Genomic DNA, 24,795 nt, shown 5'->3' with positions numbered 1-24,795 from the left:
GGGAGGCCCGTGCAGACCGAGGGATACCGAGACCATCCGGTCCGCTCGTACGTCCTGACCGGCGGCAGGGCGCACCCGACCCGCAACACGTTGCGCCCCGAGACGCTGCTGCGGGCGGCCGACGACGGCGGCCGCGACCTGCCCGCCACGGCCGGGCGCCACGAGCGCGCCGTGCTCGAGCTGTGCCAGGGCACGCTGGCGCTGGCCGAGCTGGCCGCCTACCTGCGTCTGCCGGTGAGCCTGGTGACGGTGCTCGTGTCCGACCTGGTGGACGCCGGCACCCTCGTGATCCGCTCCACCGCCGCGCACGACCTGCCCGGAACCGACCTGCTGGAGGAGGTCCTCGATGGGCTCCGCAACCTCTGAGGACGCACGCCACCTGTCCGCGGACGTCGACCGTTCGGTCAAGGTGTTGGTGGTGGGCGCCTACGGCGTCGGCAAGACGACGCTGATCGACGCCGTCAGCGAGATCCCGATGCTGCGCACCGAGGAGCAGATCACCACGGCCAGCGTCGGCGTCGACCCGCGTCGCGGCGCGAAGGACACGACGACGGTCGCCATGGACTTCGGCCGTGTCACCCTGGGCGCCTCGACGGCGCTGTACCTGTTCGGCACGCCGGGCCAGCGACGCTTCTGGGACCTGTGGGCCGGGCTCGCCGACGGCGCGGTCGGCGTGCTGGTGCTGGTCGACACGCGGCGGCTCGAGGACAGCTTCGAGGTGCTCGACCAGCTCGAGGAGCACTCGCGGCTCCCGGTCGCCGTCGTCGTGAACCAGTTCCCCGACTCGCCCCGCCACCCGGACCCGGAGGTGCGGCGCGCTCTCGACCTGCCGCCCGAGACGCCGGTCGTCTCCGGGGACGTGCGCGAGCGCCCGCACGCCGTGGCCGCGCTGGTGGCGCTGGTCGAGCACGCCCTGCGTCGCCAGGGCGCCGGGAGCGTGGCGGCATGAGCATCACGGCCGCGGGACGCACCGTCCGCCTCGAGGAGGTGGCCGACCGGCCGCTGCTCGCGGACCTGGCCGGTGCGCCCGACCCGCGGGCCAGCTACGACGCGTTGCGGTCGCGGTGGGGGACCGTCGCGCCGGTCGACCTCGAGCCCGGGGTGCCGGCCTGGCTGGCGCTCGGGTACGACGAGGTCTCCACGGTGCTGCGCAACGAGGTGTCGTTCTCCCGCGACGTGCGCCACTGGCGCTACGAGGCCGAGCGGCTGGTGGCCTGGCGGGCACCGGTCCGTGCCGTGCTGGGCTCCCGGGACAGCGCGCTGGACCGGGACGGCGACGACCACCGCCGGCTGCGCGGCCCGCTGTCGGACGTCCTGGCCGGTCTCGACGAGAAGCGGTTGTCCCGGACGGTGGCGGTGGCCTGCACCTCGGTGCTCGATCGCGCCGCGGCCCGCGGGGAGCTCGACCTCGTCGACGGGTACGCGGTGGAGGTCACGGTGCGTGTGCTCGCCGACCTGCTCGGCCTGACGCCCGCGGACGCCCGGCACCTGCACGAGCTGACGGTGCGGCAGCGTTCGGGGGTGGCGGACGCCCGGGAGGCGTCGGCCGAGGAGGAGAACCTCCTGGCCGAGCTGGTGACGGCACGCCGGGCGGAACCGGGCGACGACCTGATGTCGGCGCTCGTGGCCGCGCCCGGTCACGCCAACGACCTGGAGGTCATGGGAGCCGTCGGGCTGGTGTTCCGGACCGCGCACGACGCCGAGGTCGCCTGGATCGCCGTCGCCGCGCAGCGCCTGCTGTCCGACGCCGACCTCGGCGCCCGGGTGCACGGGGGGCGGCTGTCCCTCGACGACGCGCTGGACGAGATCGCCCGGGAGTCGCCGCCGTTGCCGCACCTGCTGCCCCGGTACGCGCGCTCCGACGTCCGGCTCGGGGGGCAGGCGGTCGCGGCGGGCGACGCCGTGGTCCCGGCGGTCGCGGCCGCCAACGCCGACCGGGCGGTCCAGGCCGCGGACCCGTGGGAGCAGGTCGACGCGCGGTTCCACCTGACGTGGGGCGCGGGCGCGCACGCGTGCCCCGCCCACCGGCCCGCCCCGCTCGTGACCCGGCTGGCGGTCGGTTACCTGCTCGGGCGGATCGCCGACATGGATCTCGCCGTCGCGCCCGAGCAGGTCGTGCCGGTGCGCTCCGCCTGGGTGCGCCACCCGGCGTCGCTGCCGGTCCGGTTCCGCTGAGCCGGACCGGCAGCGACGGCCTCAGCCGCCCAGGCGTGCCTCGAGGCGCGCGGGGACGTCGCGGTAGGCCGACGGGTCGATCGGCAGCAGCCACTGCGACGCACGCCGCCCGGAGGACAGGTTGAGGTCCAGGTCGTCGAGCATCTCGTCGATCTGGTGCATGGAGAACGGGATGATGTTGGTGCCGCGGGCGTGCTTGCCCTCGGTGCGCTTCTCCATCCAGTCGACGCGGTCGGCGACGAGCTCGCGCCGGACCTCCACGGGTGGCAGGTCGACCGCGTCGGCGAGGTGCGCTGCGGTCCAGGCGGCGCCGATCTCGGCGGACAGCGGGCTGAAGAGCGACGAGTTGTACCCCGCGAAGGTCAGGTGGGGGACGTCGTGGGGCAGGATCTGCCGGTAGAGCTGGAAGTTGCCGCGGTCGTCCAGCAGGCGCCGGGTGGTGTCCTCGTCGAGGAAGGGGACCCGCTGGTGGAACCCCGTGCCGCAGACCACCAGGTCGGCCCGCACGGTGGCACCGTCGCTGAGGACGGCGACCGGGTGGCCGTCGTCGTCGGTGCTGAAGCGTTCGATCTCGGTGTCCCGGTGGACCACGAGCGTGCCGTCGGCGACCTGGTCGTAGAACCCGTCCGTGGCCAGGGAGACGGTGGAGCGGGCGATGGCGTCGAACTCGTCGTGGGGGACGAGGCCGAGCTCCTTGAGGCGGAGCTGCTTGGTGGCGACGGAGCCGACCGAGCCGAGCATGGAGCGTCGCACGGGGTCGCCGGGACCGTGCAGGAACTTCTCCGCCCCGCCGGAGACGTTCTGGTACCGGAACAGCGCCTCGCCGAGCCGCGTGAGCAGCAGGTACTTGTAGTTGAGGGCGTTGCCGAGCTTCTTGGGCATCTTCCACAGCAGGTGGCGCGCGACGACGGCGGTGCTCGCGGCGACGGGCCCGACCTCGGCGGCGACGTCGCACGCGGACTTGCCGTAGCCGACGACGACGACGTGCTTGTCCCGGGCGTCCTCGACGGTGGCGAGCTGGCTGGCGGCGACCACCTTGCCGCCGGCGCGGAGCAGCTGGGCGAGCCCGTCGAAGGCAGGGAGCACCGGGTCGGAGAAGATCCCGTTGGCGACGATGAGGTGGTCGAAGGTCTCGGGGTCGCCGACCGGTTCGCCGGTGCGGCGGGCGGTGACGAGCCAGCCGTCCTCGGCGGGCGTGAGCTCGGCGCGCACGACCTCCGTGCTCAGCCGCAGCGTGCCCCGCAGGTCGTGCTTGTCGACGTACTGCTCGAGGTAGGCCTGCACCTGCTCGCCGCTGGGCCACTCGGGGTAGTCCTTCGGCATGGGCAGGTCGCTGAAGGCGTAGGAGCCCTTGTTGTTCTGCGTGGTCAGACCCGAGTACCGGCGGGTGGCGCTCCACACGCCACCCACGTCGGGGGCCTTGTCGAACACGGTGACCCGGTGCCCGCACCCGGCCAGGATCTTCGCGCTGGCCAGTCCGGCGAACCCGGCTCCGACGACGGCGATTCTCATCAGCGTCCCTGCTCTCGATCGTTGCTGTCCCGAACGGCAGGATCGTAGCGGTCCGGACACATCGGGCGATAGGGGCGAGCGGGGATGACCTGGGACGATACGGGTCGGTCGCCGGCGGAGCGCCGGGATCACGCCGTCGGGAGCAGGTCCTCCATCCCGGTGGGGACCACCCGGTCGTGGGTGACCAGGTGGGCGCGCACGCGGTCGCGCAGCGACCCGTCGGCCGCGAGCCGGCGGGCCACCTCCCGGTGGTCGCCGTCCCCGGCGAGCCCGGCCAGCACCGGGTCGGTGCGCAGCCGGTCCCACAGGTCGGACTGCGTCCCCAGGGGCAGGGGGAGCCCGTCGGTCCCGCCGATCGCGCCCAGCTCGGAGACGTACAGCGACCAGGGCTCGTCGTGCCCGGCCACGGTCAGGCCGTCGCCACCGGCGCAGCGGGCGTAGCTCTGCTCGGTCGCGTCGAGGGCGTCCGCCTGGGCCGGGGTGAGCAGCGAGACGACGACGGCGGTCCGGCCGCCCGGCGCGACGAGCGGCACCGCGGCGACGTACCCGGCCGGGTTCACCCGCGGGATGTGGCCGAGGCCGACGCCGGCGAGGTCGCCCGCCAGCATCGGCACCGTCGTCGAGACCTCGAGCCGCGTGAACTTGCGGTGCATGACCGCCGGTGAGGCGTTCGACCCGATGGCGACCACGGCCTGCCGGTCGTCGAGGCCCGGCACCCCCGCGTCGTCCAGGAGCGCCTCCAGGCCGGTCCCGTCGGCGTCGGTCCAGGTGCCGTCGTCGCGCCGCAGCTCGTGGAACGACCCCCCGCTCAGCAGGCCCGACGACGGCGCGGCGGGGCCGGGGTAGCGCCACGGGTGGGTGCGGAGGTCGACGTCGATGCCGAGCGTCTGCAGCGTGCGCGTCATGACTCCATCGTGGCAGAGCAACGTGCGGGCGACCCGGCACCGTCGTCGTGCCGGGTGTGGGTGGCAGGCGGCAGGATAGGACCGTGACCGAGACGACCGACGCGCCCGATCCCGTGCTCGACGAGGCCGCGGCCCAGCGCCGCTGGGCCGAGCTCGTCGCCCTCGTCGAGGAGGACCAGGCCGCCTACTACCAGCACGACGCCCCGAAGGTGTCCGACGCCGAGTACGACGCGCGCATGCGTGAGCTCGAGGCGCTCGAGGGGGCGCACCCGGCGCTGCGCCGGCCCGACTCGCCCACGCAGCGCGTCGGCGGGCAGGCGGCGACCGGTTTCTCGACGGTCGAGCACCTGGAACGCATGCTCTCGCTCGACAACGTGTTCAGCACGGACGAGCTGCGTGCCTGGGACGCCCGCGTCGCCCGGGACCTCGACGTCCCCGGCGGCGCCGTCGGCTACCTGTCCGAGGTCAAGATCGACGGCCTGGCGATCGCGCTGCTGTACGAGCGGGGCCGCCTGGTCCGCGCCGCCACCCGGGGCGACGGCCGCACGGGCGAGGACATCACCGCCAACGCGCTGCGCATCGCGCAGATCCCGCGGCGGCTCGAGGGCGACGAGCACCCGGACGTCGTCGAGATCCGGGGTGAGGTCTTCATCCCCACGGCGTCGTTCACGCGGCTGAACGAGCTGCAGGGCGAGATGCGGGAACGGGTCGTCGCCGAGGCGCGGGAGCGCGCGGGGTCCCGCGAGCTCGACGAGGAGCGGGCCCGCTTGGCGGCGCTGCGCCGCTTCCCGCAGTTCGCCAACCCGCGCAACGCCGCCGCCGGCGGGCTGCGTCAGCTCCTGGACAAGAAGTCCGGGCTCGAGCACGAGGCGGGGCTCGCCCGCATCGAGGCGCTGCGCCTGTACGCGCACGGCGTCGGCGCGCTCCAGTGGACGGAGGGTGAGCACGAGGAGCTCGCGAACCTGTCCGACGCCTACGACCTCTTCGCGCGGTGGGGCATCCCGATCTCCCCGCACAACCGGGTCGTCGAGGGCGTCGACGCGGTGCTCGACATGATCGACCACTTCGGTGAGCACCGCCACGACATCGAGCACGAGCTGGACGGCATCGTCGTCAAGGTCGACGCCCTGGCCGACCAGCGCCTCCTGGGCGCCACCAGCCGGGCACCGCGCTGGGCGACGGCCTACAAGTACCCGCCCGAGGAGGTCAACACGCGCCTGCTCGCCATCCAGGTCGGCGTCGGCCGCACCGGCCGCGCCACGCCGTACGCCGTCATGGAACCCGTGCTGGTCGCCGGGTCCACGGTGCGGCAGGCCACCCTGCACAACCAGGACGTCGTCAAGGCCAAGGGCGTCCGCATCGGCGACATGGTGGTGCTGCGCAAGGCCGGCGACGTCATCCCCGAGATCCTCGGTCCGGTCACGGCGCTGGCCGACGACGGCTACCCCCGCGAGGACTTCGTCATGCCTGCCGAGTGCCCCGAGTGCGGCACCCCGCTGCGGGCGATGAAGGAAGGCGACGTCGACCTGCGCTGCCCCAACGCGGAGTCCTGCCCGGCGCAGGTGCGCGGCCGCGTCGAGCACATCGGCTCCCGCGGCGGGCTGGACGTCGACGCGCTCGGCGAGGTCACCGCCGCGGCCCTCACCCAGCCGCTGGAGCCCAGCGACCCGCCCCTGCGCACCGAGGCGCGGCTGTTCGACCTCACCCTCGACGAGCTCGCGCCGATCCGCGCCGTGGTCCGCGACTCCGAGACCGGCCTGCCCAAGGAGTTCGACGGGCGCGGCGAGTCCGCCGAGTTCGAGATGCCGGACGGCTCGGTCCAGACGGTCAAGGTCGTGCGGCCGTTCCAGAAGAAGCGCAAGCTGTCCAAGGCCGAGGAACGCGCCGCCGTCGAGGCGGGGGAGTCGCTGCACGAGCCCAACGCCCAGGCCACCAAGCTGCTCGACGAGCTCGAGCGGGCGAGGACCAAGGACCTCTGGCGGATCCTCGTCTCGTTGAACATCCGCCACGTCGGTCCGGTGGCCGCCCGGGCGCTCGCTGACTGGTTCGGCTCCCTCGACGCGGTCCGGGAGGCCTCCCGGGAGGACCTCGCCGCCGTCGAGGGGGTCGGCCCGGTCATCGCGGACGAGGTCCTGGCCTGGTTCGACGTCGACTGGCACCGCGAGATCGTCGACGCGTGGGCGACCGCGGGCGTGCGGTTCGCGACGCCGGGACACCCCGGTCCCGCGGCCATGGCGGAGCAGGCCGCCGAGGGGCCCACCGGTCCGCTGGCGGGACTGACGGTCGTGGTGACCGGATCGCTCGACGGGTACTCCCGGGACGGGGCCAAGGAGGCGATCCTGGCCGCGGGCGGCAAGGCGGCCGGGTCGGTGTCGAAGAAGACCGACTACGTCGTCGTCGGGGCGAACGCCGGGTCGAAGGCGGCCAAGGCGGAGGAGCTGGGCCTGCCGATCCTCGACGAGGAGGGCTTCACGCGGCTGCTGGAGGACGGCCCGGCGGCGCTGGAGACGTGACGTGCCGCCGCGGCCGGGATGCGCCGCGGCGGTGATCCCTGCCACGATCGACGCATGGCCCGACGCCGTGACGCCCGCCGCTCCGCCGTCCTGACCGCCGTCGCCGCCGCCCTGGTGCTCCCCGCCGCGTGCACGGCGTCGCCCGATCCCGAGATCGAGGTCACCGAGGTCGACGGCCCCTTCGTCCCCCTGGACGTGACCCTGGCCGGGCTGCCGCCCGGCCAGGAGGTCACCCTCGAAGCCGCGACCGCCGTCGGGGGTGGCGTCGACTTCGTGTCGCAGGCGACGTTCACGGTGGCCGACGACGGCACGGTCGTCCTCGCCGAGACGGTGCCCGAGTCCGGTGACTGGGAGTCGGCCGACCCGACGGCGCCGCTGTGGGCGATGGTCGCCGAGAGCCGGTACTACGCGGCGATGTGGGAGGAGCCGTTCGTCGTCGACCTCGTGGTCCGTGACGACGCGGGCGAGGCGCTCGCCACGACGACGGTCGAGCGGCCCGGCACTGCTCCGGGCGTGGAGAGCCGGCGCGTCGACGACCGGGGCCTCGTCGCGGAGTACTCGGTCCCGTCCGGCCTCGAGGGACGGCGTCCGGCCCTGGTGGTCTTCGGTGGTTCGGAGGGCGGCCTGAACACCGGGGCGGGCATCGCCCGGACGGTGGCCTCGCTCGGGTACCCCGCGCTGGCGATCTCGTTCTTCGGCGCTCCGGGGCAGCTGGAGAACCTGGAGCGCGTCCCGGTCGAGACCTTCCTCGAGGCGCTGCGGTGGTTGCGGGCGCAGCCGGAGGTCGACACCGAGCGCGTGATGACGTTCGGGGTGTCGCGTGGCGGAGAGATGGCGCTCTGGCTGGCCGCGGAGCGGCCGGAGCTCGTGCACGGTGCGATCGCGCCGGTCGGGGCAGGGGCGCTCGTCTGCGGCATCCCCGACTTCGGGGTGCCCGCGTGGACGCTCGACGGCGAGCCGCTCGCCGACGTGTGCCCGAACTACGGCCGTGTCGAGGAGATGCGGGACGCCGCGGTGGACGTCGCGGACATCGGTGGGCCCGTGGTGCTGGCCTGCGGCGGACGCGACGAGCTGTGGCCGTCGTGCGACTACGCGCAGCACGTGCTGGACCGCCGGGGTGACGAGGAGACGGTCCTGGTGCGCCACGAGGACGCCGGGCACGCCGTGGCGCTGCCGCCCTACGTCCCGATCGCCTTCGAGGAGGACCTCTACGAGAGGTACGACGTCACGTCCGCCGCCGTACCCGCTGCCACGCACCAGGTCCGTGTCGAGTTCTGGCAGGCCGTCGCGGCGACGCTGGCGGAGCTGCGTGAGGAGTGAGCGGGCGAGCGACGTCGGTCAGCGCGGGTCGCGGGCGGCCCAGACCAGCCCGCGCGAGATCACCTCGTGCACCGTGGGGTCCCGCAGGTCGTCGACGGTGTGGCCTATCGCGCAGGCGAAGACCCTGCCCCGGCCCCAGCGGCGCGTCCAGGTCACCGGCACGGTGACCGGCTCGTGCCAGGGGGCACCGGCCCGGGGGCGGTGGGTCGTGGTCATCAGCACGTCGCAGGCGGGGTCGTGCTGGATCCAGTACTGCTCGGTGGTCAGGTCGACCCTGGACGGCAGGCCGGCGACGACGGGGTGGTCGGCGCGCTCGGGCCTGACGTCGACCGTGTGGTCCACCAGGTCGCCCGGGTGGGCCACGAACTGGCCGCCGACCAGGTGCTGGTAGTCGGTGGCGTTGCGGAACGCGTCGAGCAGGCCGCCGTGCCAGCCGGCCAGGCCGGTGCCGTTCTCGACGGCGACCCGCAGCCCGTGCATCTCCTCGACCAGGATGTCACCCATGGTCCACGACTGGACGACGAGGTCGGTACCGGCCATGGTGTCCTCGTCGGCGTAGACCTCGAGGGACTCCTCGACGGTGAGGTCGAACCCGGCGTCCCGCAGGACCGGAAGGAACAGGTCGGTGGTGCCGACGGGGTCGTGGCCGTCCCAGCCTCCGCGGACGACGAGGGCGTTGCGCGCGCTCACGAATCCTCCTTCGCGTTGATGAGCGACTCGACCGACGCCGGTGCGAGGTACTGCTCGATGACCAGGACGGCGGCACCGACGACGCCGGCCTGGGCCCCCGCCCCGGAGGGCGTGATGCGCAGGTGCTGGGTGGCGAGCGGGAGCGAGCGCTGGTAGACGACCTCGCGGATGCCGGCCATGAGGTGCTCGCCCGCGCCGGCCAGGATCCCGCCGATGACGATCCGCGACGGGTTGAGCAGGCTCACCGACGCGGCGAGCACCGTACCGACGTCACGGCCGGCCTGGCGTACCGCCTGACCGGCGGCGACGTCGCCGGACCGCACGAGGGCGACGATGTCGGCCGTCGTGGCGACGGTGGCGCCGGCGCGGCGCAGCTGTTCCACCAGGGCGGCGCCGCCGGCGACCGCCTCGAGGCACCCGGTGTTGCCGCACCGGCACGGGATGTCCCCGGCGCCGGGGACGGTGACGTGCCCGAGGTCGCCGGCCGCGCCCTGGGCGCCGCGCCGCAGGTGGCCGTCCATGATGACGCCGGCGCCGATGCCGGTCGCGACCTTGACGAACAGCAGGTCGTCCACGTCCGGGGCGATGGTGCGGTGCTCGCCGAGCGCCATGATGTTGACGTCGTTGTCGACCATCACGGGCGCGCCGAGCCGGCGGTGCAGCTCGGCGGGGACGTCGGTGCCGTCCCAGCCCGGCATGATCGGGGGGTTCACCGGTCGGCCGGTGGTGTGGTCGACGGGTCCGGGCAGGCCGATGCCGATGCCGGCGAGCTCGTCGCGGTGGCGGCCTGCCTGCGCGACCAGCTTGTCGCCGGCCTCGGCCACCCAGGACAGGACGTGCTCGGGGCCGTCGGCGATCGCGAGCGGCTCGTCGAGGTGGGTCAGTGGCTCGCCGGCGAGGTCGGTGACGGCGATGCGGGCGTGGGTCGCCCCGAGGTCGACGCCGAGCACGATGCGGGATCGGGGGTCGAAGGCGAAGGTCGAGGGCGGTCGGCCGCCGGTGCTGCTGGCCTCGCCCGCGGGGACCAGGAGTCCGACGGACCGCAGGGCGTCGATACGCGCGGCGACGGTCGACCGCGACTGGCCCGTCTCGGACACCAGCGAGGCGCGCGTACGCGGCGCACCGTCCCGGAACAGCTGGAACATGTCTCCCGCCCCCGTCGGGCGAGGGGGGAACTTCGCCAGTCCTTCCATGAGCACAGTGAACCACGCCTCCCTTCTTCGCACGCTTTCGTCCCTCGGTGTGTATCACGGGGAGGTAACGATCCTAAAGTCGCGGAACTTATGATTGACGATGAACAGAAGGTGTGTCTAGAGTCGCCGCATGGTCACCGAAGACCCCGCGGCACCGCTGCTGCAGATGCAAGGGATCGTCAAACACTTCCCGGGCGCCAAGGCGCTCGACGGCGTCGACCTCGACGTGCTCCCCGGTGAGGTGCACTGCCTCCTCGGTCAGAACGGAGCCGGCAAGTCCACGCTCATCAAGGTGCTCGCCGGCGCCCACCAGCCCACGGCCGGCACCATCCTCATGGACGGGCAGGAGATCCAGATCTCCCACCCCGTGGCGGCGCTGGAGCACGGCGTCGCCACCATGTACCAGGAGCTCGACGTCGTCGACGGGCTGACGGTCGCGGAGAACATCTACCTGGGCCACGAGCTCGCCAGCGCCGGGTTCACCCAGCGTCGGACGGTGGCCTCCCGCACCCGGGAGCTGATGGCCCGCCTCGGCCACCCCGAGATCCCGCCCCACCGGGAGGTCGGCGAGCTGTCGGCCGCAGGGAAGCAGATCGTGTCGATGGCGCGAGCCCTCTCGCGAGACGCCCGCGTGATCGTCATGGACGAACCCTCGGCCGTGCTCGACTCCGGCGAGGTGGACAACCTCTTCCGGGTCGTCGACGAGCTCACGTCCCAGGGCGTCGCGATCGTCTACATCTCCCACCGGCTCGAGGAGATCCGCCGGATCGGCGACCGGATCACGGTCCTCAAGGACGGTGTCACGGTGGGCCGCAACCTCGATGTGGCCGACACGCCCACGGACGAGCTCATCAAGCTGATGACCGGCAAGAACGTCGAGTACGCCTTCCCCGAGCGCCCCGGCGTCCCGCAGGACGCCCCGGTGCGGCTCGAGGTCACGGACCTCTCCCTGAGCGGGGTCTTCTCTGACGTGTCGCTCTCGATCCGCGCCGGCGAGATCGTCGGGCTGGCCGGCCTGGTCGGGTCGGGGCGCTCCGAGATCCTCGAGACCATCTACGGTGCGCGCCGGGCGACGCACGGACGCGTGCAGCTCGACGGGAAGTCGCTGCGGCGCGGCTCGGTCGGTGCCGCCGTGGCTGCCGACATCGGCCTCGCCCCGGAAGAGCGCAAGAGCCAGGGGCTGCTGCTCGACGAGCCGGTCTACCGCAACGTCACGCTGTCGTCGTTCGCGCGGATCGCCCGCGGTGGCTGGCTCGACGAGCGCGCCGAGAAGGCTGCCGCCACCGAGCAGGCCGCAGCCCTCGACCTGCGGCCCGCAGGCGTCGATCGTGCGATCCGCACCCTCTCCGGCGGCAACCAGCAGAAGGCGATGCTCGCACGGTGGCTCGTGCACGGGTGCGAGGTGCTGCTGCTCGACGAGCCGACGCGCGGCGTCGACGTCGGCGCGCGGTCCGAGATCTACGACCTGGTGCGACGTCTGGCCGACGCCGGTACCGCCGTGTTGGTCGTCTCCAGCGAGATCCCCGAAGTCCTGGGCCTGGCCGATCGTGTCCTCGTGATCTCCGACGGACAGGTCGTGCACTCCGGGCCCGCCGAGTCGATCGACGAGCACCAGGTGCTCGATATGGTCATGGAAGGAAGTGCCGCGTGAGCGAGCAGCAGACGCCGTCGAGTCCGGCGGCAGACAACCCGACGAAGCACCGGGAGAGCTCCCGTTCACGGCTGGGACTCTCGGGAGCGACCGTCCGCAACCTCGGCCTCGTCGCCGCCCTGCTCCTGCTGTGCCTGGTCGGGTTCCTCACCGGCGGGGATCGCTTCGCCAGCGTGCAGAACCTCATGATCGTCCTGAGCCTGGCCTCGGTGACGGGGGTCATCGCCATCGGGATGACGTTCGTCATCACCACCGGCGGCATCGACCTCTCGGTCGGCTCCGTGCTCGGCCTGACGACGGTCTGGGCGTCGACCCTGGCCACGCAGACCATGGCGGACCAGTACGGCTGGATCGTGATGGTCGGCTGCGCCCTCCTGGTGGGACTCGCCGCCGGGCTCATCAACGGCGTGATCATCGCCTACGGCAATGTCGTCGCGTTCATCGCGACGCTCTCCATGCTGGTGGCGGCCCGTGGGCTGGCCGAGCTGATCGCGAACCGCCGCACGCAGATCGTCAACCAGAGCTCGTTCGAGTCGACGTTCCAGGGCGACCTGCTCGGTGTCCCGAAGATCGTGTGGATCTTCGCGATCGTCGCGGTCGCGGGCTGGTTCCTGCTCAACCGGACCACCTTCGGACGCCGCACGGTCGCCGTCGGCGGCAACGCCGAGGCCGCACGCCTCGCCGGCATCAACGTCAAGCGCCACCTGCTGTACGTCTACGGCCTGGCCGGCCTCACGGCAGGTGTCGCCGGCGTCATGCTGCTCGCCCGCACCGGAGCCGGGTCGTCCACCAACGGACTGCTCCTCGAGCTCGACGTGATCGCCGCGGTCGTCGTCGGTGGCACCCTGCTCGTCGGTGGTCGCGGCACGATCGTCGGCACCGTCATCGGCGTCCTCATCTTCGCGACGCTCACCAACGTCTTCATCATCAACAACATCGACAGCTCGGTGCAGCAGATCGCCCGTGGCGCGATCATCGTCGCCGCCGTGCTGCTCCAGCAGCGGTTCGCCCGACGCTCCACGAGCTGATCGAGCCGTCACCCGACCCTGTCCGCCGACCCCCGACCCATCCCTGCAAGTACCCGCACACCGGACCGAATCGAGGAAGATCATGTCCGCACGCACCACCCGCCGCCGTCGCCTGATCGCGGCACCACTCGCCCTGGCCGCGTCGGCCGCCCTGCTGGCCGGCTGCGTCAGCAACGAACCCGCCGAGGAGGAGGGCAGCGACTCCGAGGAGATGAGCTCGGAGGAGGGCTCCGGCGGCACCATGAACGACGAGCCCGGGGAGACCGTCACCATCGGCTTCTCCGCCCCGGCGGCCGACCACGGCTGGATGGGTGCCATCACCAGCGCGGCCGAGGACGCCGCGGCCGACTACGAGGACGTCGAGCTCCGCGTCGCGGAGGGCACCAACGACGTCAACGTCCAGATCAGCCAGATCGAGACGTTCATCGCCGACGGCGTCGACGCCATCGTGCTGCTGCCGTTCGACGGCGCCGCGCTCACGGACGTCGCCACCGAGGCCATGGAGGCCGGGATCCCGGTCGTCAACGTCGACCGGGAGTTCTCCAGCCCGTTCGCCGCGCGCAGCACGGTGCTCGGCGACAACTACGGCATGGGCGTCAGCGCCGGGACCTACATCTGCGAGCAGCTCGGCGACCAGCCCGACGCCGTCGTCGCGGAGATCCAGGGCATCGCCTCGCTGCCGCTGACGCAGGACCGCTCGCAGGGCTTCGAGGACGCGCTGGCCGACTGCGGTCTCGACGTCGACAACCAGGTCGCCGCCGAGTTCACCGTGCAGAGCGGTGAGCAGGTGACGGCGAACCTTCTCCAGGCGGCCCCGGAGATCGACGCCATCTGGAACCACGACGACGACCAGGGCGTCGGCGTGCTGCAGGCGATCGAGAACGCCGGCCGAGACGAGTTCTTCATGGTCGGCGGCGCCGGTTCGCTCGACGTGATGGAGCACATCCAGTCCGGCGACACCGTGCTGGAGGCCACGGTCGTCTACCCGTCCACGCAGGCGGCCGACGGCATCAAGCTGGCCCGCCTGATCGCGCAGGAGAAGAACCTGGGCGACCTGGCGTCGTCGACGGTGCCGCGCACCGTCCAGCTCTACGCGCCGGTGGTCACCGCGGACAACGTCGACCAGTTCATGGACATCGGCTTCCGCTCCTGACCTTCGGTCACACACCCACGGCGGCGGGGCGTCTCCGCGCCCCGCCGCCGCGGCCTCGTCCGCCCTCGCGCGGTGACCCGGGCCGCACGAGGAACGAAAGGACACCCCAATGGCTGCAGCAGATCGCGCGCGACTCGGCGTCGGCATGGTCGGCTACTCGTTCATGGGCGCCGCCCACTCCCAGGCGTGGCGTACCGCCCCCCGCTTCTTCGACCTGCCGCTCGCCGTCGACATGCGGGTGGTGGCAGGTCGATCGGCCGACGGCGTGGCCGCCGCCGCCGACCGCCTCGGCTGGCAGGAGTCGACGACCGACTGGCGCACGCTGCTCACCCGGGACGACGTCGACGTGATCGACGTCTGCACGCCGGGCAACACGCACGCCGAGATCGCGGTCGCCGCGCTCGACGCCGGCAAGCACGTCCTGTGCGAGAAGCCGCTGGCCAACTCGGTCGCCGAGGCCGAGCAGATGGTCGCCGCCGCCGACCGGGCCGCCGCGCGCGGCGTGCGGGCGATGGTCGGCTTCACCTACCGCCGGGTCCCCGCGATCCAGCTCGCGCGCCAGCTGGTCGCCGACGGCCGCATCGGCCAGGTCCGGCACGTGCGCGCCCAGTACCTGCAGGACTGGCTCTCGGACCCGTCGACGCCGCTGAACTGGCGCCTCGACAAGGACAAGGCCGGCTCCGGCGCCCTGGGGGACATCGGCGCCCACGTCGTCGACCTCACCCAGTTCATCACCGGCGAGCGCCTCACGGGCGTGTCCGGGATGCTCGAGACGTTCGTGCGCGAACGCCCGGTCGCCACCGAGTTCTCCGGCCTGTCCGGCTCGGGGGGCACCGAGACCGGACCCGTCAGCGTCGACGACGCCGCCGTGTTCTTCGGCCGCATGTCGGGCGGGGCGCTGGCGAGCTACGAGGCCACGCGGTACGCCCAGGGCCGCAAGAACGCGATCCGCATCGAGATCAACGGGTCGGCGGGGTCGCTCGCGTTCGACTTCGAGGACATGAACGTCCTGCACTTCTTCGACGCGGCCGAGCCGGCCGAGACGGCGGGCTTCCGTCGCATCGTGGTCACCGAGCCCGAGCACCGCTACATCGAGGCGTGGTGGCCGGCCGGGCACGGGCTGGGCTACGAGCACGCGTTCACCCACCAGGTGGTCGACCTCGTCGGCGCGCTCGCGGCGGGCGACCAGCCCACGCCGTCGTTCGCCGACGGGCTCGCCGTCCAGCGCGTGCTCGACGCGGTCGAGCGCAGCGCGTCGGACAAGCACCGCTGGATCGACCTGACCTGACTCGCCCGCCGTGGCGGGACAGCACGAGGCATCGACGAGAGGAGGGCGCGCGCCCCGCGCCGGGGCGCGGATGGAGCAGGACCGGTGACCGTGGGCGTCAGGGCCGACGCACGGTGATCCCGGAGCGCAGCAAGACCGTTCGACGATGACGACGAAGGAGATCTTGGTGACCAGAAGGCTCTGGGGAGCACCGCGCGCGGGGGGACGGCTCGTCGCCGTCGCCGTCGCGCTCGCGGTGGCCGCTCCCATCACCATCGCCGGCGCGACGCCGGCCGCCGCGGCAGCACCTGCCGCTCCGTCCGGGCCGCTCGCCGCGGCGCCGGACGTGTCCGACCCGTTCGACGTGCTCGTGTTCTCCAAGACGGCCGGCTTCCGGCACGGTTCGATCCCCGCGGGGATCGCGGCGATCGAGCAGCTGGGCACGGAGCACGGCTTCTCGGTGGACGCCACGGAGGACGCCGATGCATTCACCGACGAGAACCTCGCGAACTACGACGTCGTGGCCTGGCTCTCGACCACGGGTGACGTGCTCGACGACGACCAGCAGGCGGCGTTCGAACGCTACATCCAGGACGGTGGCGGGTACGCCGGCATCCACGCGGCGTCCGACACCGAGTACGACTGGCCGTGGTACGGCGAGCTGGTCGGCGCGTACTTCAACTCCCACCCGCAGAACCAGGACGCGACGATCGACGTGCACGACCACGTGCACCCGTCGACCGAGCACCTGCCGCAGCGGTGGGAGCGGTTCGACGAGTGGTACAACTTCCGCTCCGACCCGACCGACGAGGTGCACGTGCTGGCCTCGCTGGACGAGTCCACGTACGACGCCGGTACCGGTGCGATGGGTGCCGAGCACCCGATCGCGTGGTGCCAGCCGTACGACGGCGGCCGGTCCTGGTACACCGGCGGCGGTCACACGAACGAGTCGTTCGCCGAGCCGGAGTTCCTCGAGCACCTGCTGGGCGGTCTGCAGACGGCGGCCGGGGTCGTGGACTCCGACTGCTCGGCGACGCAGAGCGACAGCTACGAGACCGTGCCCCTCGACGAGGACACCGCCAACCCGATGATGCTGGACGTCGCCGACGACGGCACCGTCTTCTACGTCGAGCGCGACGGGCGCGTGCAGGTGATCGACCCGGAGTCGAACACCACCAGCACCGCGATGACCCTGTCGGTCACCCAGTCGAACGAGGACGGGCTGACCGGCGTCGTGCTGGACCCCGACTTCGCGTCCAACGGGTGGATCTACCTGTTCTGGTCCCCGCAGGACGTCGGTGACGACGGCCCTCACAACCGCGTCTCGCGGTTCGACTACGACGCGGCGTCGGGCAGCATCGACCCGGCCACGGAGGAGACCGTGCTGGTCATCCCGACGCAGCGGCAGACCTGCTGCCACGCCGGCGGGGACATGGTGTTCGACTCCGAGGGCAACCTCTTCGTCGCCACGGGCGACAACACCAACCCGTTCGAGTCGCAGGGCTACTCGCCCCTCGACGAGCGCGACGGACGTGAGAACTTCGACTCCCAGCGCACCTCGGCCAACAGCAACGACCTGCGCGGCAAGATCCTGCGGATCACCCCGCAGGACGAGGGCGGCTACACGATCCCGGAGGGCAACATGTTCGCCCCGGGCACGGCGGACACGTTGCCGGAGATCTACGCGATGGGCTTCCGCAACCCGTTCCGCATCGGGGTCGACCCGGCGAACGACAACGTGCTCGTCGCGGACTACGGCCCGGACGCCGGCTCGGCGAACCCGGACCGCGGCCCGGCCGGGACCGTCGAGTGGAACGTCGTGAGCGAGACCGGCTTCTACGGCTGGCCGTACTGCACGGGGGCCAACAACGCCTACCACGCGTACGACTTCGCGACCGGTCAGTCCGGTGCCGAGTTCGACTGCGACGGCGGCCCCGTCAACGACTCCCCGCACAACACGGGGATCACCCAGCTCCCGCCGGCGATCGAGGCCGAGGTCTGGTACGGCTACTCGACCAACCCGCTGTTCCCGGAGATCGGTGGCGGCGGTGCGCCGATGGGTGGCCCGGTCTACTCCTACGACGCCGAGCTCGACTCCGACGTCAAGTGGCCCCAGTACTGGGAGGGCAAGGCGCTCTTCGGCGAGTGGAACCAGGGACGGATGTACTCGTTCCAGCTCGCGGGCGAGCAGCGCGACGACCTGGTGGACATCAACCGGATCCTGCCGGGCGTCTTCGACCCGAGCGTCGGGTTCGACCGGCCGATGGACTTCGACTTCGGCCCGGACGGCGCGCTGTACGTCGTCGACTGGGGTTCCGGGTTCGGCGGCAACAACGACAGCTCGGGCGTCTACCAGGTGAACTACGTCGAGGGTGACCCGGCGCCGATCGCCCGTGCGTCCGCGGACGTCACGGACGGCCTGGCACCGCTGACGGTGCAGTTCTCCTCCGAGGGCACCCGGCACCCTGCCGGCGACCCGATCACCCTGCAGTGGACCTTCGGTGACGGATCGGAGCCGAGCACCGAGGCGAACCCGACCCACACGTACACCGAGAACGGGCGCTACACCGCCCAGCTCACGGCCACCGACGCCTCCGGGCAGACCGGTGTCGCGAACGTGACCGTCGTGGTCGGCAACGTGGCTCCGGAGGTGAGCATCACCTTCCCGGAGAACGGTGGCTTCTTCGAGTGGGGCGACCAGGTCCTCTACGAGATCGAGGTGGACGACCCGGACGGCGAGGTGAGCTGTGAAGACGTCTCGCTGTTCACGTCGCTCGGGCACGACTCGCACGCGCACCCGTTCGACGAGCTGACCGGCTGCTCGGGGGTCATCCAGACCGCCCGGGACGAGGGTCACGGCATCGAGTCGAACATCTTCTGGGTGATCGAGGCGTTCTACACGGACGACGGCGGTGACGCCGGCGCTCCGCTGACCACCACCGACCTGCAGGTGCTCCAGCCCAAGCTGGTCCAGTCGGAGTTCTTCACGGCCACCGGTCGTGCGGACGGCATCGGTGACGGTGCGGGGGACCCGGGCGTCCAGATCGAGGAGACGGGCGACACCGCCGGCGGCGGCCAGAACATCGGCTACATCGAGCCCGGTGACTACTGGGCCCACGAGCCCGTCAGCCTGACCAACGTGGACGGGATCTCGCTGCGCGCGGCGTCGTCCGGGAGCGGCGGGGAGGTCTCGGTGCGCTGGGACGCCCCCGACGGTCCCGAGATCGGCAGCATCACCGTGCCCGGCACCGGCGGCTGGCAGCAGTACGTCGACGTCGGCACCGAGCTGTCGAACGTGCCCGGCGGTTCCGGATCGCTGCACTTCGTGCTGCTGTCCGGTGGGATCAACGTCAACTGGATGGAGATCGACGGGCGCGGTGTCACGGACAACGAGCGGCCGGAGGTCGAGCTGACGGTCGACCCGGTCTCGGGCGACGCCCCGCTGACCGTGACCGCGACCGCCGACGCCACCGACCCCGACGGGTCCGGCGAGCTGTCCTACGCCTGGGACGTGGGTCTCGGCGACGGGTTCGTCGAGGGTGGCGAGCCCACGCTCGAGCACACCTACGACGCGCCGGGCACGTACCGGCTCCAGGTGCGCGTGACGGACGACGGCGGTGCCTACGCCGTCGAGTACGTCGAGGTGGAGGTCACCGGCACGACGCCGGAGCCGACACCGTGCCTGTCCGGCCGGTCGGACGACTTCCTCGGCTCCGAGCTCGACCCGGAGCGGTGGACCGTGCTCGACCGCAACCAGGACCTGCAGGTCGCCGACGGGGTCCTCACGATCCCGGCGACGGCCACGGACTTCTACGGAACGAACAACGTCACCGTGCCGAACGTCGTCCTGCAGGACCTCCCGGACGGTCCGTTCACGGCGACCGCCAAGGTGACCATCCCGGCCTACGCGCAGTACCAGCAGGCCGGCCTGGTGATCTACGGCGACGCGGACAACTACGCGAAGATGGTGGTGCAGGGCCGGTCGGCACCGGCCGACCCGGCGACGCGCATCTTCCAGTACATCCGTGAGGAGGCAGGTGCACCGAACGAGGTCGGGGACTCCAACACCGCGGCACTCGGCGCGGCGTACCCCGACACGGTGTACGTGCGTCTGGCCAGCAGCGACGGCGACGACCTGACGGCGTCGTACTCGGACGACGGCGTGGACTTCACGGCCATGCCGCAGACGAAGTCGCTGACCGGTATCGACGACCCGCAGATCGGACTCGTGGCGCTCGCGGGCGCCGGTTCGGCGGCGGACGTGGTGGACGCGCAGTTCGACTGGTTCCAGATCACGCCGGACGACACCGCCGAGGCCCCCGGGCCCGACGACGAGTTCGACGGGGACTCTCTGGACGCCTGCCGCTGGGACGTGGTGCGCGAGGACCCGACGGGCTACCGGGTGACCGGTGGCGCGCTGGAGATCGACACCACGGCCACGGACATCTACACCGGCGACAACACCGGCACGCCGAACATCGTCGTGCAGGACCTGCCGGACGGTGACTGGACCGTGGAGACCCTGGTCGACGGCTCGACGTTCGACCAGCAGTACCAGCAGGGCGGTCTGATCGTCTACGGCGACGACGACAACTACGTCAAGCTCGACCTCGTCACCGACAACGCGGCGGGCGACCCCGTCACGCGGCGGATCGAGTTGCGCAGCGAGGTCGACGCCGTCGTCCAGGACCCGCAGCCCAACGCGAACGAGCTCACCGAGAGCGTCTGGCACCTGCGCCTGACCAAGGACGGGTCCACGTACTCCGGCGAGTACAGCGCGGACGGCGAGGACTGGACGTCCTTCGGGCAGTCCGTCGCCCACGAGGGGCTGGAGGACGCCCGGGTGGGCCTGTACGCCCTGGGCGCCTCGCAGCAGTCGGTGGCCACGGCGTCCTTCGACCACTTCCGGGTGGCCGGCACCGCCGAGCCGCTCGAGGTGGTCGGGACGCTCGACCCCGCCGAGCCTGACGGCCCCGACGGTCAGTGGCTCGGTCCGGTGACCGTCACGGTGGAGACCACCGGTGGACCTGAGGGTGCTCAGGTGTACCGGGAGGTCGACGTCGACGGCGGTGGCTGGGCGGAATACACCGCACCGGTGGAGATCTCGGAGCCCGGCGCCCACACCGTCCAGGTGCGGGCCTCGGCCGACGGCGAGGAGGCCACGGGCGAGACGCTCGAGTTCACGATCGCCGAGCCCGACGTCGCGGAGGCCACTCCCGCCGTCGAGCTCACCCAGCCGACCTGCTCGCTGGACGACGACGGCTCCACCGTCGTGTCGAACGGTGCGGTCTCCGGGGTGTCCATGGACGGCGTGCAGCGCTACGTGGTGTGGGCGGCCGACGACCTCGGCACCTACATCGGCGACGGGTCGGACCTGCCGCCGGGTGACTACGTGGTGCGGGCCTGGCCGGCCGACGGCTACGAGCTCGTGGCCGGCGAGGGCTGGACGGAGATCTTCCAGGGACGCGTCCAGACCACGGTGACCCTGTCCGAGCCGGACTGCCCTGCCGCCCCGGCGGTCGAGGTCGTCCAGCCGACGTGCACCTACGACGCGGACGACTCCGAGGTCGTGACCGGGGGCTCGCTCGTCCTGGCCGACGTGCCGGGGGTGCGCTCCTACGTGGTGCGGGAGCTGGTCGACGGGTCCGCCGGCGACCGGCTGACCGACCTGGAAGACCTCTCGCCGGGGGAGTACCGCATCGCGGCCCGCCCGGCGGACGGCTACTTCCTCGTCGGTGACGGCGACTGGAGGGTCCGGGACAACGGGCTCGCGGTGCTCGTCGTGACGCTCGAGGAGCCGGAGTGCCCCGACCCGAACACCCCGGACGTGGCCGTCGAGGCGGCCACCTGCGACGCCGGCGGGTCGATCTCGCCGGTGACGCTGCCGGGGGTGCGCAGCTACACCGTGCACCGGTGGGTCGACGGTTCGGCGGACGGCAAGGTCAAGGAGCTCGACGACCTCGCCCCCGGCGACTACCGGGTGATCGCCTCGCCGTCGCCCCGCACCGACCTCACGGTGACCGGCGACTGGACGCTGAGCCCCTCGGGCAAGGCGCGGCTGATCGCCACCGTCGAGGAGGTGTGCGACTGACGGACCGGGGTGTGCGCCGGTGGCCCTGATCCCCGGCGCACACCCCTCGCCAGACCGCCGGCGTCGCGCCCGGCCGCATCGAGCCCCCGCCGACGACCCCGGCCCAGGGTGTTCGGTGGGGGTGCGGCGGGTGCGCCGCCGGCATCGGCCGACTCCGGTCGGCCACCCTCGGCACGGGGCGGGTGCGCTCCGGCCCCGTGCCGAGGGCCCGGGGCCACCGGTCCCACCCACACCACGAGGAGGCAGCACGATGAGAAGGTTCGGACGAGCAGGCGCCGGAGTGGCGCTCGCGCTCGGACTGGCCGCCGGGCCGGTGGCTGTCGCCGGACCGGCGGTCGCCCACGGCGGCGAGATCGACGTCGAGATCGGCACGGACGGCAGCGGCGGCGTCTCGGCGTCGCTGGTCTGGGCGGGGGACGGGCATCCTGTCGAGGAGTCCGCGATGGTCGTCGTGCGGGCCGTCTCTGACGACGGCGAGGAGGTCGGTCCGGTGACGCTGGCGTCGGCGTCCGAGGGCGTCGGCTGGTACCGCTCGGACGCCGAGCTGCTCGAGGCTGGACACTGGACGGTCACCGCACGGGTGAAGGAACCGCAGAAGACCAAGGTGACCACCGAGATCGATGTGGTGGCTCCGCCCGAGGCGCCCTCGCCCGAGGAGTCGGAGGTCGCGACCGGCGCGGACGCCGGGGGAGAGGACAGCACCGGGCAGACGGACGACGCCCCGGCCGCGGGGAGCGACGCCGAGCAGGCCGCCGCGGCGTCGTCGGGCCCGGACGGACTGCCGGCCTGGAGCGTGTGGACGCTGGGTGCCCTCGTGGTGGCCGGCGTCCTCGGGGCCGTCGTGGTGCGGCGGCGGCGCAGTTGAGAGCCACGGCTCGGCACGGCCGGGACCAGGAACAACGAGAGGAAAGACCATGACACGACCGATCAGTCTCTTCACCGGCCAGTGGGCGGACATGCCGCTGGAGGAGCTCGCAGAGCTCGCCTCCGGATGGGGCTACGACGGCCTCGAGCTGTGCTGCTGGGGCGACCACCTCGACGTGACCCGGTGGGACGACGCCGAGTACGTCCAGGGCCGCAAGGACCTCATGGCCCGGCACGGCCTGCGGATCGTCGCGATCTCCAACCACCTGACCGGCCAGGCGGTCTGCGACGACCCGATCGACCGGCGGCACGAGGAGATCCTGTCGCCGCACGTCTGGGGCGACGGCGACCCGGAGGGCGTCCGGCGACGGGCGGCCGAGGCGATGAAGGACACCGCCCGGATGGCCGCGAAGCTCGGGGTGCGCACCGTCGTCGGGTTCACCGGCTCGTCCATCTGGAAGACCGTCGCCATGTTCCCGCCGGTACCGGCCGACATGGTCGAGGCCGGCTACCAGGACTTCGCAGACCGCTGGAACCCGATCCTCGACGTCTTCGAGGAGGTCGGCGTCCGCTTCGCGCTCGAGGTCCACCCGAGCGAGATCGCCTACGACTACTGGACGACGCACCGCACGCTCGAGGCGATCGGGCACCGCGAGTCGTTCGGCCTGAACTGGGACCCGAGCCACATGGTCTGGCAGGACGTGGACCCGGTGGGCTTCCTCTGGGACTTCAAGGACCGCATCTACCACGCGCACTGCAAGGACACGAAGAAGCGTCTCAACGGTCGCAACGGCCGCCTCTCGTCGCACCTGGCCTGGGCGGACCCGCGCCGTGGCTGGGACTTCATCTCGACCGGGCACGGCGACGTGCCCTGGGAGGACTCGTTCCGGATGCTCAACGCCATCGGGTACGACGGCCCGCTCTCGGTCGAGTGGGAGGACGCCGGCATGGACCGTCTCGTGGGCGCCCCGGAAGGGCTGGCCTTCGTGCGTCGCCTCGCCTTCGACGCCCCGGACGCGGCCTTCGACGCGGCGTTCTCGTCCAAGGACTGACCCACTTCAGCAGTGACGAGACGGGTCGAGCGTCTCTGTTCGTACCGCATCACCACCTGATGCGGAACGAACAGAGACGCTCGACCCGTCAGCGGGCGGGCTCAGTGACCCGGCTGTCGGAGCATGACCACGTCGGCGTGCTGCACGCCGCCGACGTCGTAGGTCCGCTCGCCGACGACCTCGAACCCGTGCTTGCGGTAGAAGGTCTGCGCCCGATGGTTGGCACCGTTGGTCCCCAGCCACAGGGACGCCTCCGGCGCGAGCCGCTCACCGGCCTCGAGGGCACCCGTCATCAGGGCGTGCGCCGTGCCGTCGCCGAGCCGGTCGGGGTGCACGTAGATCTTCGACAGCTCGACGTACGGGCCGGGGCCGGCGGCCTCGCGCAACACGTCGGCCTCCGCCTCGCCGTCGGGACTCCCGTGCACCAGGAGGGCGTAGCCCACGACCTCGGGGCCGGCGAGAGCGACCACCGTCTCCCGCGCGGGGTCGCCGATCCAGCCCGCTACCCGCCGCGGCGAAAGGTGACGGGCGATGTGGGCGGCCATCGTGGCGACCGGCGTGCCCGGTGGACACGCGAGGGGGAACGTCAGGGCGGCGAGCCAGGCGATCTCGGCAGCCTCGGTCGGGCGTGCCGCACGGACGAACAGCGGATGGGAGCTCACTCGACAGACGGTAGCGCCCGACGGTGTGACGACGGTGTCATGGCCCCTCGGGGCGGCGCCGCGGCTCGATCGGGGCGTCCAGGACCGACCCGAGGTCTGGGCGTCGGCGCGGGCGTCGGTGTGCACGTCGCAGGACCGGGGTCGCCGTCGTCGGCGGGCGCGCTCACCTGCGATGACACCGACATGCCTCGGTGTGGTGGGGGTCACCGCACGATGAGTTGGCGTCGGGGCAGGCGGCGTGTAATGTTCTCTGACGTCAGCCCGACAGGGAACGGACGCCGCGAGGCGGCCGCCGGGGCTGGAACTCACACCGCAAAGGTCGGGTCGCTTCGTGCGCTCTCGACCGAGCAGCGTGGGGCCGAGCCTGTGAAGCAGGTCGCCGGAAGAGTTCGCAGAGCGGGTTGGACACGGCGGGTTGGTTCGGGTAAGGTTGAAGGGTTGCCCCGGACGGGGTCAGGGCGAAGGTTCTGGTCTTGGATGGTGTGCGTCGGTTGTTTGAGAACTCAACAGTGTGCTTGATAGTCAATGCCAATTTATTGAACCTTCATTGGTTCCTTTGGACTGGATTGGACAGCTAGTTTTTGCTAGTTTGTTTGGTCTGGCCAGTATCGATATGGCATCGCTGGCCTGTTGAGGGTTGGTGGTGTTTTCTCTCTTTTACGGAGAGTTTGATCCTGGCTCAGGACGAACGCTGGCGGCGTGCTTAACACATGCAAGTC

General features: G+C 72.1%; 17 protein-coding genes and 1 rRNA gene. 13 read left to right on the top strand and 5 right to left on the bottom strand.

The features are described 5' to 3' along the window. Window positions 1–9 precede the first annotated feature (9 nt). From HDG68_RS00090 to HDG68_RS00080, 3 genes are read left to right on the top strand one after another with little or no spacing between them, the layout of a single operon-like run. Window positions 10–366, top strand: a complete 357-nt coding sequence (locus HDG68_RS00090; RefSeq protein ID WP_172148140.1) for a DUF742 domain-containing protein — start codon at window positions 10–12, stop codon at window positions 364–366. Then, window positions 347–949, top strand: coding sequence for a GTP-binding protein (locus HDG68_RS00085; protein WP_172148138.1), 603 nt, complete (start codon window positions 347–349; stop codon window positions 947–949). The genes HDG68_RS00090 and HDG68_RS00085 overlap by 20 nt, the downstream gene beginning before the upstream one ends. After that, window positions 946–2,175, top strand: coding sequence for a cytochrome P450 (locus HDG68_RS00080; protein WP_172148136.1), 1,230 nt, complete (start codon window positions 946–948; stop codon window positions 2,173–2,175). Before HDG68_RS00085 ends, HDG68_RS00080 begins: the two co-directional genes overlap by 4 nt. Before the next feature lie 21 nt (window positions 2,176–2,196). On the opposite strand, the gene HDG68_RS00075 is transcribed toward HDG68_RS00080, so the two are convergent. Together HDG68_RS00075 and HDG68_RS00070 are read right to left on the bottom strand one after the other, a co-directional pair. Further along, window positions 2,197–3,687: a flavin-containing monooxygenase gene (locus HDG68_RS00075; protein WP_172148134.1), complete on the bottom strand. Its 1,491-nt coding sequence runs from the start codon at window positions 3,685–3,687 to the stop codon at window positions 2,197–2,199. A gap of 128 nt (window positions 3,688–3,815) precedes the next feature. Further along, window positions 3,816–4,592: a hypothetical protein gene (locus HDG68_RS00070; protein ID WP_172148132.1), complete on the bottom strand. Its 777-nt coding sequence runs from the start codon at window positions 4,590–4,592 to the stop codon at window positions 3,816–3,818. An 83-nt stretch (window positions 4,593–4,675) separates the two neighbouring features. Here HDG68_RS00070 and ligA point away from each other — a divergent pair, with 83 nt between their 5' ends. Both ligA and HDG68_RS00060 read left to right on the top strand, forming a co-directional pair. Continuing rightward, a complete protein-coding gene (gene ligA, locus HDG68_RS00065; RefSeq protein WP_172148130.1) occupies window positions 4,676–7,105 on the top strand; it encodes an NAD-dependent DNA ligase LigA in 2,430 nt (809 codons plus the stop codon). A gap of 54 nt (window positions 7,106–7,159) precedes the next feature. Continuing rightward, window positions 7,160–8,425, top strand: coding sequence for an acyl-CoA thioesterase/bile acid-CoA:amino acid N-acyltransferase family protein (locus HDG68_RS00060; RefSeq protein ID WP_172148128.1), 1,266 nt, complete (start codon window positions 7,160–7,162; stop codon window positions 8,423–8,425). An 18-nt stretch (window positions 8,426–8,443) separates the two neighbouring features. Here the strand turns inward: HDG68_RS00060 and HDG68_RS00055 are convergent, their stop codons facing one another. Together HDG68_RS00055 and HDG68_RS00050 are read right to left on the bottom strand one after the other, a co-directional pair. Next, on the bottom strand, window positions 8,444–9,115 hold the full coding sequence (locus HDG68_RS00055) for a ThuA domain-containing protein (protein WP_172148126.1): 672 nt from the start codon (window positions 9,113–9,115) through the stop codon (window positions 8,444–8,446). Continuing rightward, window positions 9,112–10,308: an ROK family protein gene (locus HDG68_RS00050; protein ID WP_172148125.1), complete on the bottom strand. Its 1,197-nt coding sequence runs from the start codon at window positions 10,306–10,308 to the stop codon at window positions 9,112–9,114. Before HDG68_RS00050 ends, HDG68_RS00055 begins: the two co-directional genes overlap by 4 nt. A 130-nt stretch (window positions 10,309–10,438) precedes the next feature. On the opposite strand from HDG68_RS00050, the gene HDG68_RS00045 reads away from it, so the two are divergent. The 7 genes from HDG68_RS00045 to HDG68_RS00015 all read left to right on the top strand — a co-directional run bounded on the left by HDG68_RS00045 (window position 10,439) and on the right by HDG68_RS00015 (window position 23,414). Beyond that, entirely contained in the window at window positions 10,439–11,959 is a 1,521-nt protein-coding gene (locus HDG68_RS00045) for a sugar ABC transporter ATP-binding protein (protein ID WP_172148124.1), read from the top strand. Beyond that, entirely contained in the window at window positions 11,956–12,987 is a 1,032-nt protein-coding gene (locus HDG68_RS00040; protein WP_172148123.1) for an ABC transporter permease, read from the top strand. The genes HDG68_RS00045 and HDG68_RS00040 overlap by 4 nt, the downstream gene beginning before the upstream one ends. Window positions 12,988–13,069: 82 nt before the next feature. Beyond that, window positions 13,070–14,140, top strand: coding sequence for a substrate-binding domain-containing protein (locus tag HDG68_RS00035; RefSeq protein WP_172148122.1), 1,071 nt, complete (start codon window positions 13,070–13,072; stop codon window positions 14,138–14,140). A gap of 109 nt (window positions 14,141–14,249) precedes the next feature. Then, entirely contained in the window at window positions 14,250–15,428 is a 1,179-nt protein-coding gene (locus HDG68_RS00030) for a Gfo/Idh/MocA family protein (RefSeq protein ID WP_172148121.1), read from the top strand. 145 nt (window positions 15,429–15,573) lie between these two features. Further along, entirely contained in the window at window positions 15,574–21,498 is a 5,925-nt protein-coding gene (locus HDG68_RS00025) for a ThuA domain-containing protein (protein ID WP_246253406.1), read from the top strand. Between the two features lie 250 nt (window positions 21,499–21,748). Then, window positions 21,749–22,363, top strand: coding sequence for a hypothetical protein (locus HDG68_RS00020; RefSeq protein ID WP_172148120.1), 615 nt, complete (start codon window positions 21,749–21,751; stop codon window positions 22,361–22,363). Window positions 22,364–22,412: 49 nt separating this feature from the next. Beyond that, the gene (locus HDG68_RS00015) at window positions 22,413–23,414 is read left to right on the top strand and encodes a sugar phosphate isomerase/epimerase family protein (protein ID WP_172148119.1); all 1,002 of its coding nucleotides are present in this window, start codon (window positions 22,413–22,415) and stop codon (window positions 23,412–23,414) included. 101 nt (window positions 23,415–23,515) lie between these two features. Here the strand turns inward: HDG68_RS00015 and HDG68_RS00010 are convergent, their stop codons facing one another. Beyond that, window positions 23,516–24,076: a GNAT family N-acetyltransferase gene (locus tag HDG68_RS00010; RefSeq protein WP_172148118.1), complete on the bottom strand. Its 561-nt coding sequence runs from the start codon at window positions 24,074–24,076 to the stop codon at window positions 23,516–23,518. A 656-nt stretch (window positions 24,077–24,732) separates the two neighbouring features. Here HDG68_RS00010 and HDG68_RS00005 point away from each other — a divergent pair. Beyond that, window positions 24,733–24,795: ribosomal RNA gene (locus HDG68_RS00005) — 16S ribosomal RNA — on the top strand; the annotation flags it as partial.

This window comes from Isoptericola chiayiensis (assembly GCF_013149805.1).
Classification (GTDB): Bacteria; Actinomycetota; Actinomycetes; order Actinomycetales; family Cellulomonadaceae; genus Isoptericola; species Isoptericola chiayiensis.
This window is presented reverse-complemented; position numbering and strand designations above follow the sequence as displayed.

Excerpts from the sequence above, each read along its gene's own strand:
- HDG68_RS00085 (WP_172148138.1), top strand. The coding sequence starts at position 347 with ATGGGCTCCGCAACCTCTGAGGACGCACGCCACCTGTCCGCGGACGTC.
- HDG68_RS00080 (WP_172148136.1), top strand. The coding sequence starts at position 946 with ATGAGCATCACGGCCGCGGGACGCACCGTCCGCCTCGAGGAGGTGGCC.
- HDG68_RS00075 (WP_172148134.1), bottom strand. The coding sequence starts at position 3,687 with ATGAGAATCGCCGTCGTCGGAGCCGGGTTCGCCGGACTGGCCAGCGCG.
- HDG68_RS00070 (WP_172148132.1), bottom strand. The coding sequence starts at position 4,592 with ATGACGCGCACGCTGCAGACGCTCGGCATCGACGTCGACCTCCGCACC.
- HDG68_RS00060 (WP_172148128.1), top strand. The coding sequence starts at position 7,160 with ATGGCCCGACGCCGTGACGCCCGCCGCTCCGCCGTCCTGACCGCCGTC.
- HDG68_RS00050 (WP_172148125.1), bottom strand. The coding sequence starts at position 10,308 with ATGGAAGGACTGGCGAAGTTCCCCCCTCGCCCGACGGGGGCGGGAGAC.
- HDG68_RS00045 (WP_172148124.1), top strand. The coding sequence starts at position 10,439 with ATGGTCACCGAAGACCCCGCGGCACCGCTGCTGCAGATGCAAGGGATC.
- HDG68_RS00035 (WP_172148122.1), top strand. The coding sequence starts at position 13,070 with ATGTCCGCACGCACCACCCGCCGCCGTCGCCTGATCGCGGCACCACTC.
- HDG68_RS00030 (WP_172148121.1), top strand. The coding sequence starts at position 14,250 with ATGGCTGCAGCAGATCGCGCGCGACTCGGCGTCGGCATGGTCGGCTAC.
- HDG68_RS00025 (WP_246253406.1), top strand. The coding sequence starts at position 15,574 with ATGACGACGAAGGAGATCTTGGTGACCAGAAGGCTCTGGGGAGCACCG.
- HDG68_RS00020 (WP_172148120.1), top strand. The coding sequence starts at position 21,749 with ATGAGAAGGTTCGGACGAGCAGGCGCCGGAGTGGCGCTCGCGCTCGGA.
- HDG68_RS00015 (WP_172148119.1), top strand. The coding sequence starts at position 22,413 with ATGACACGACCGATCAGTCTCTTCACCGGCCAGTGGGCGGACATGCCG.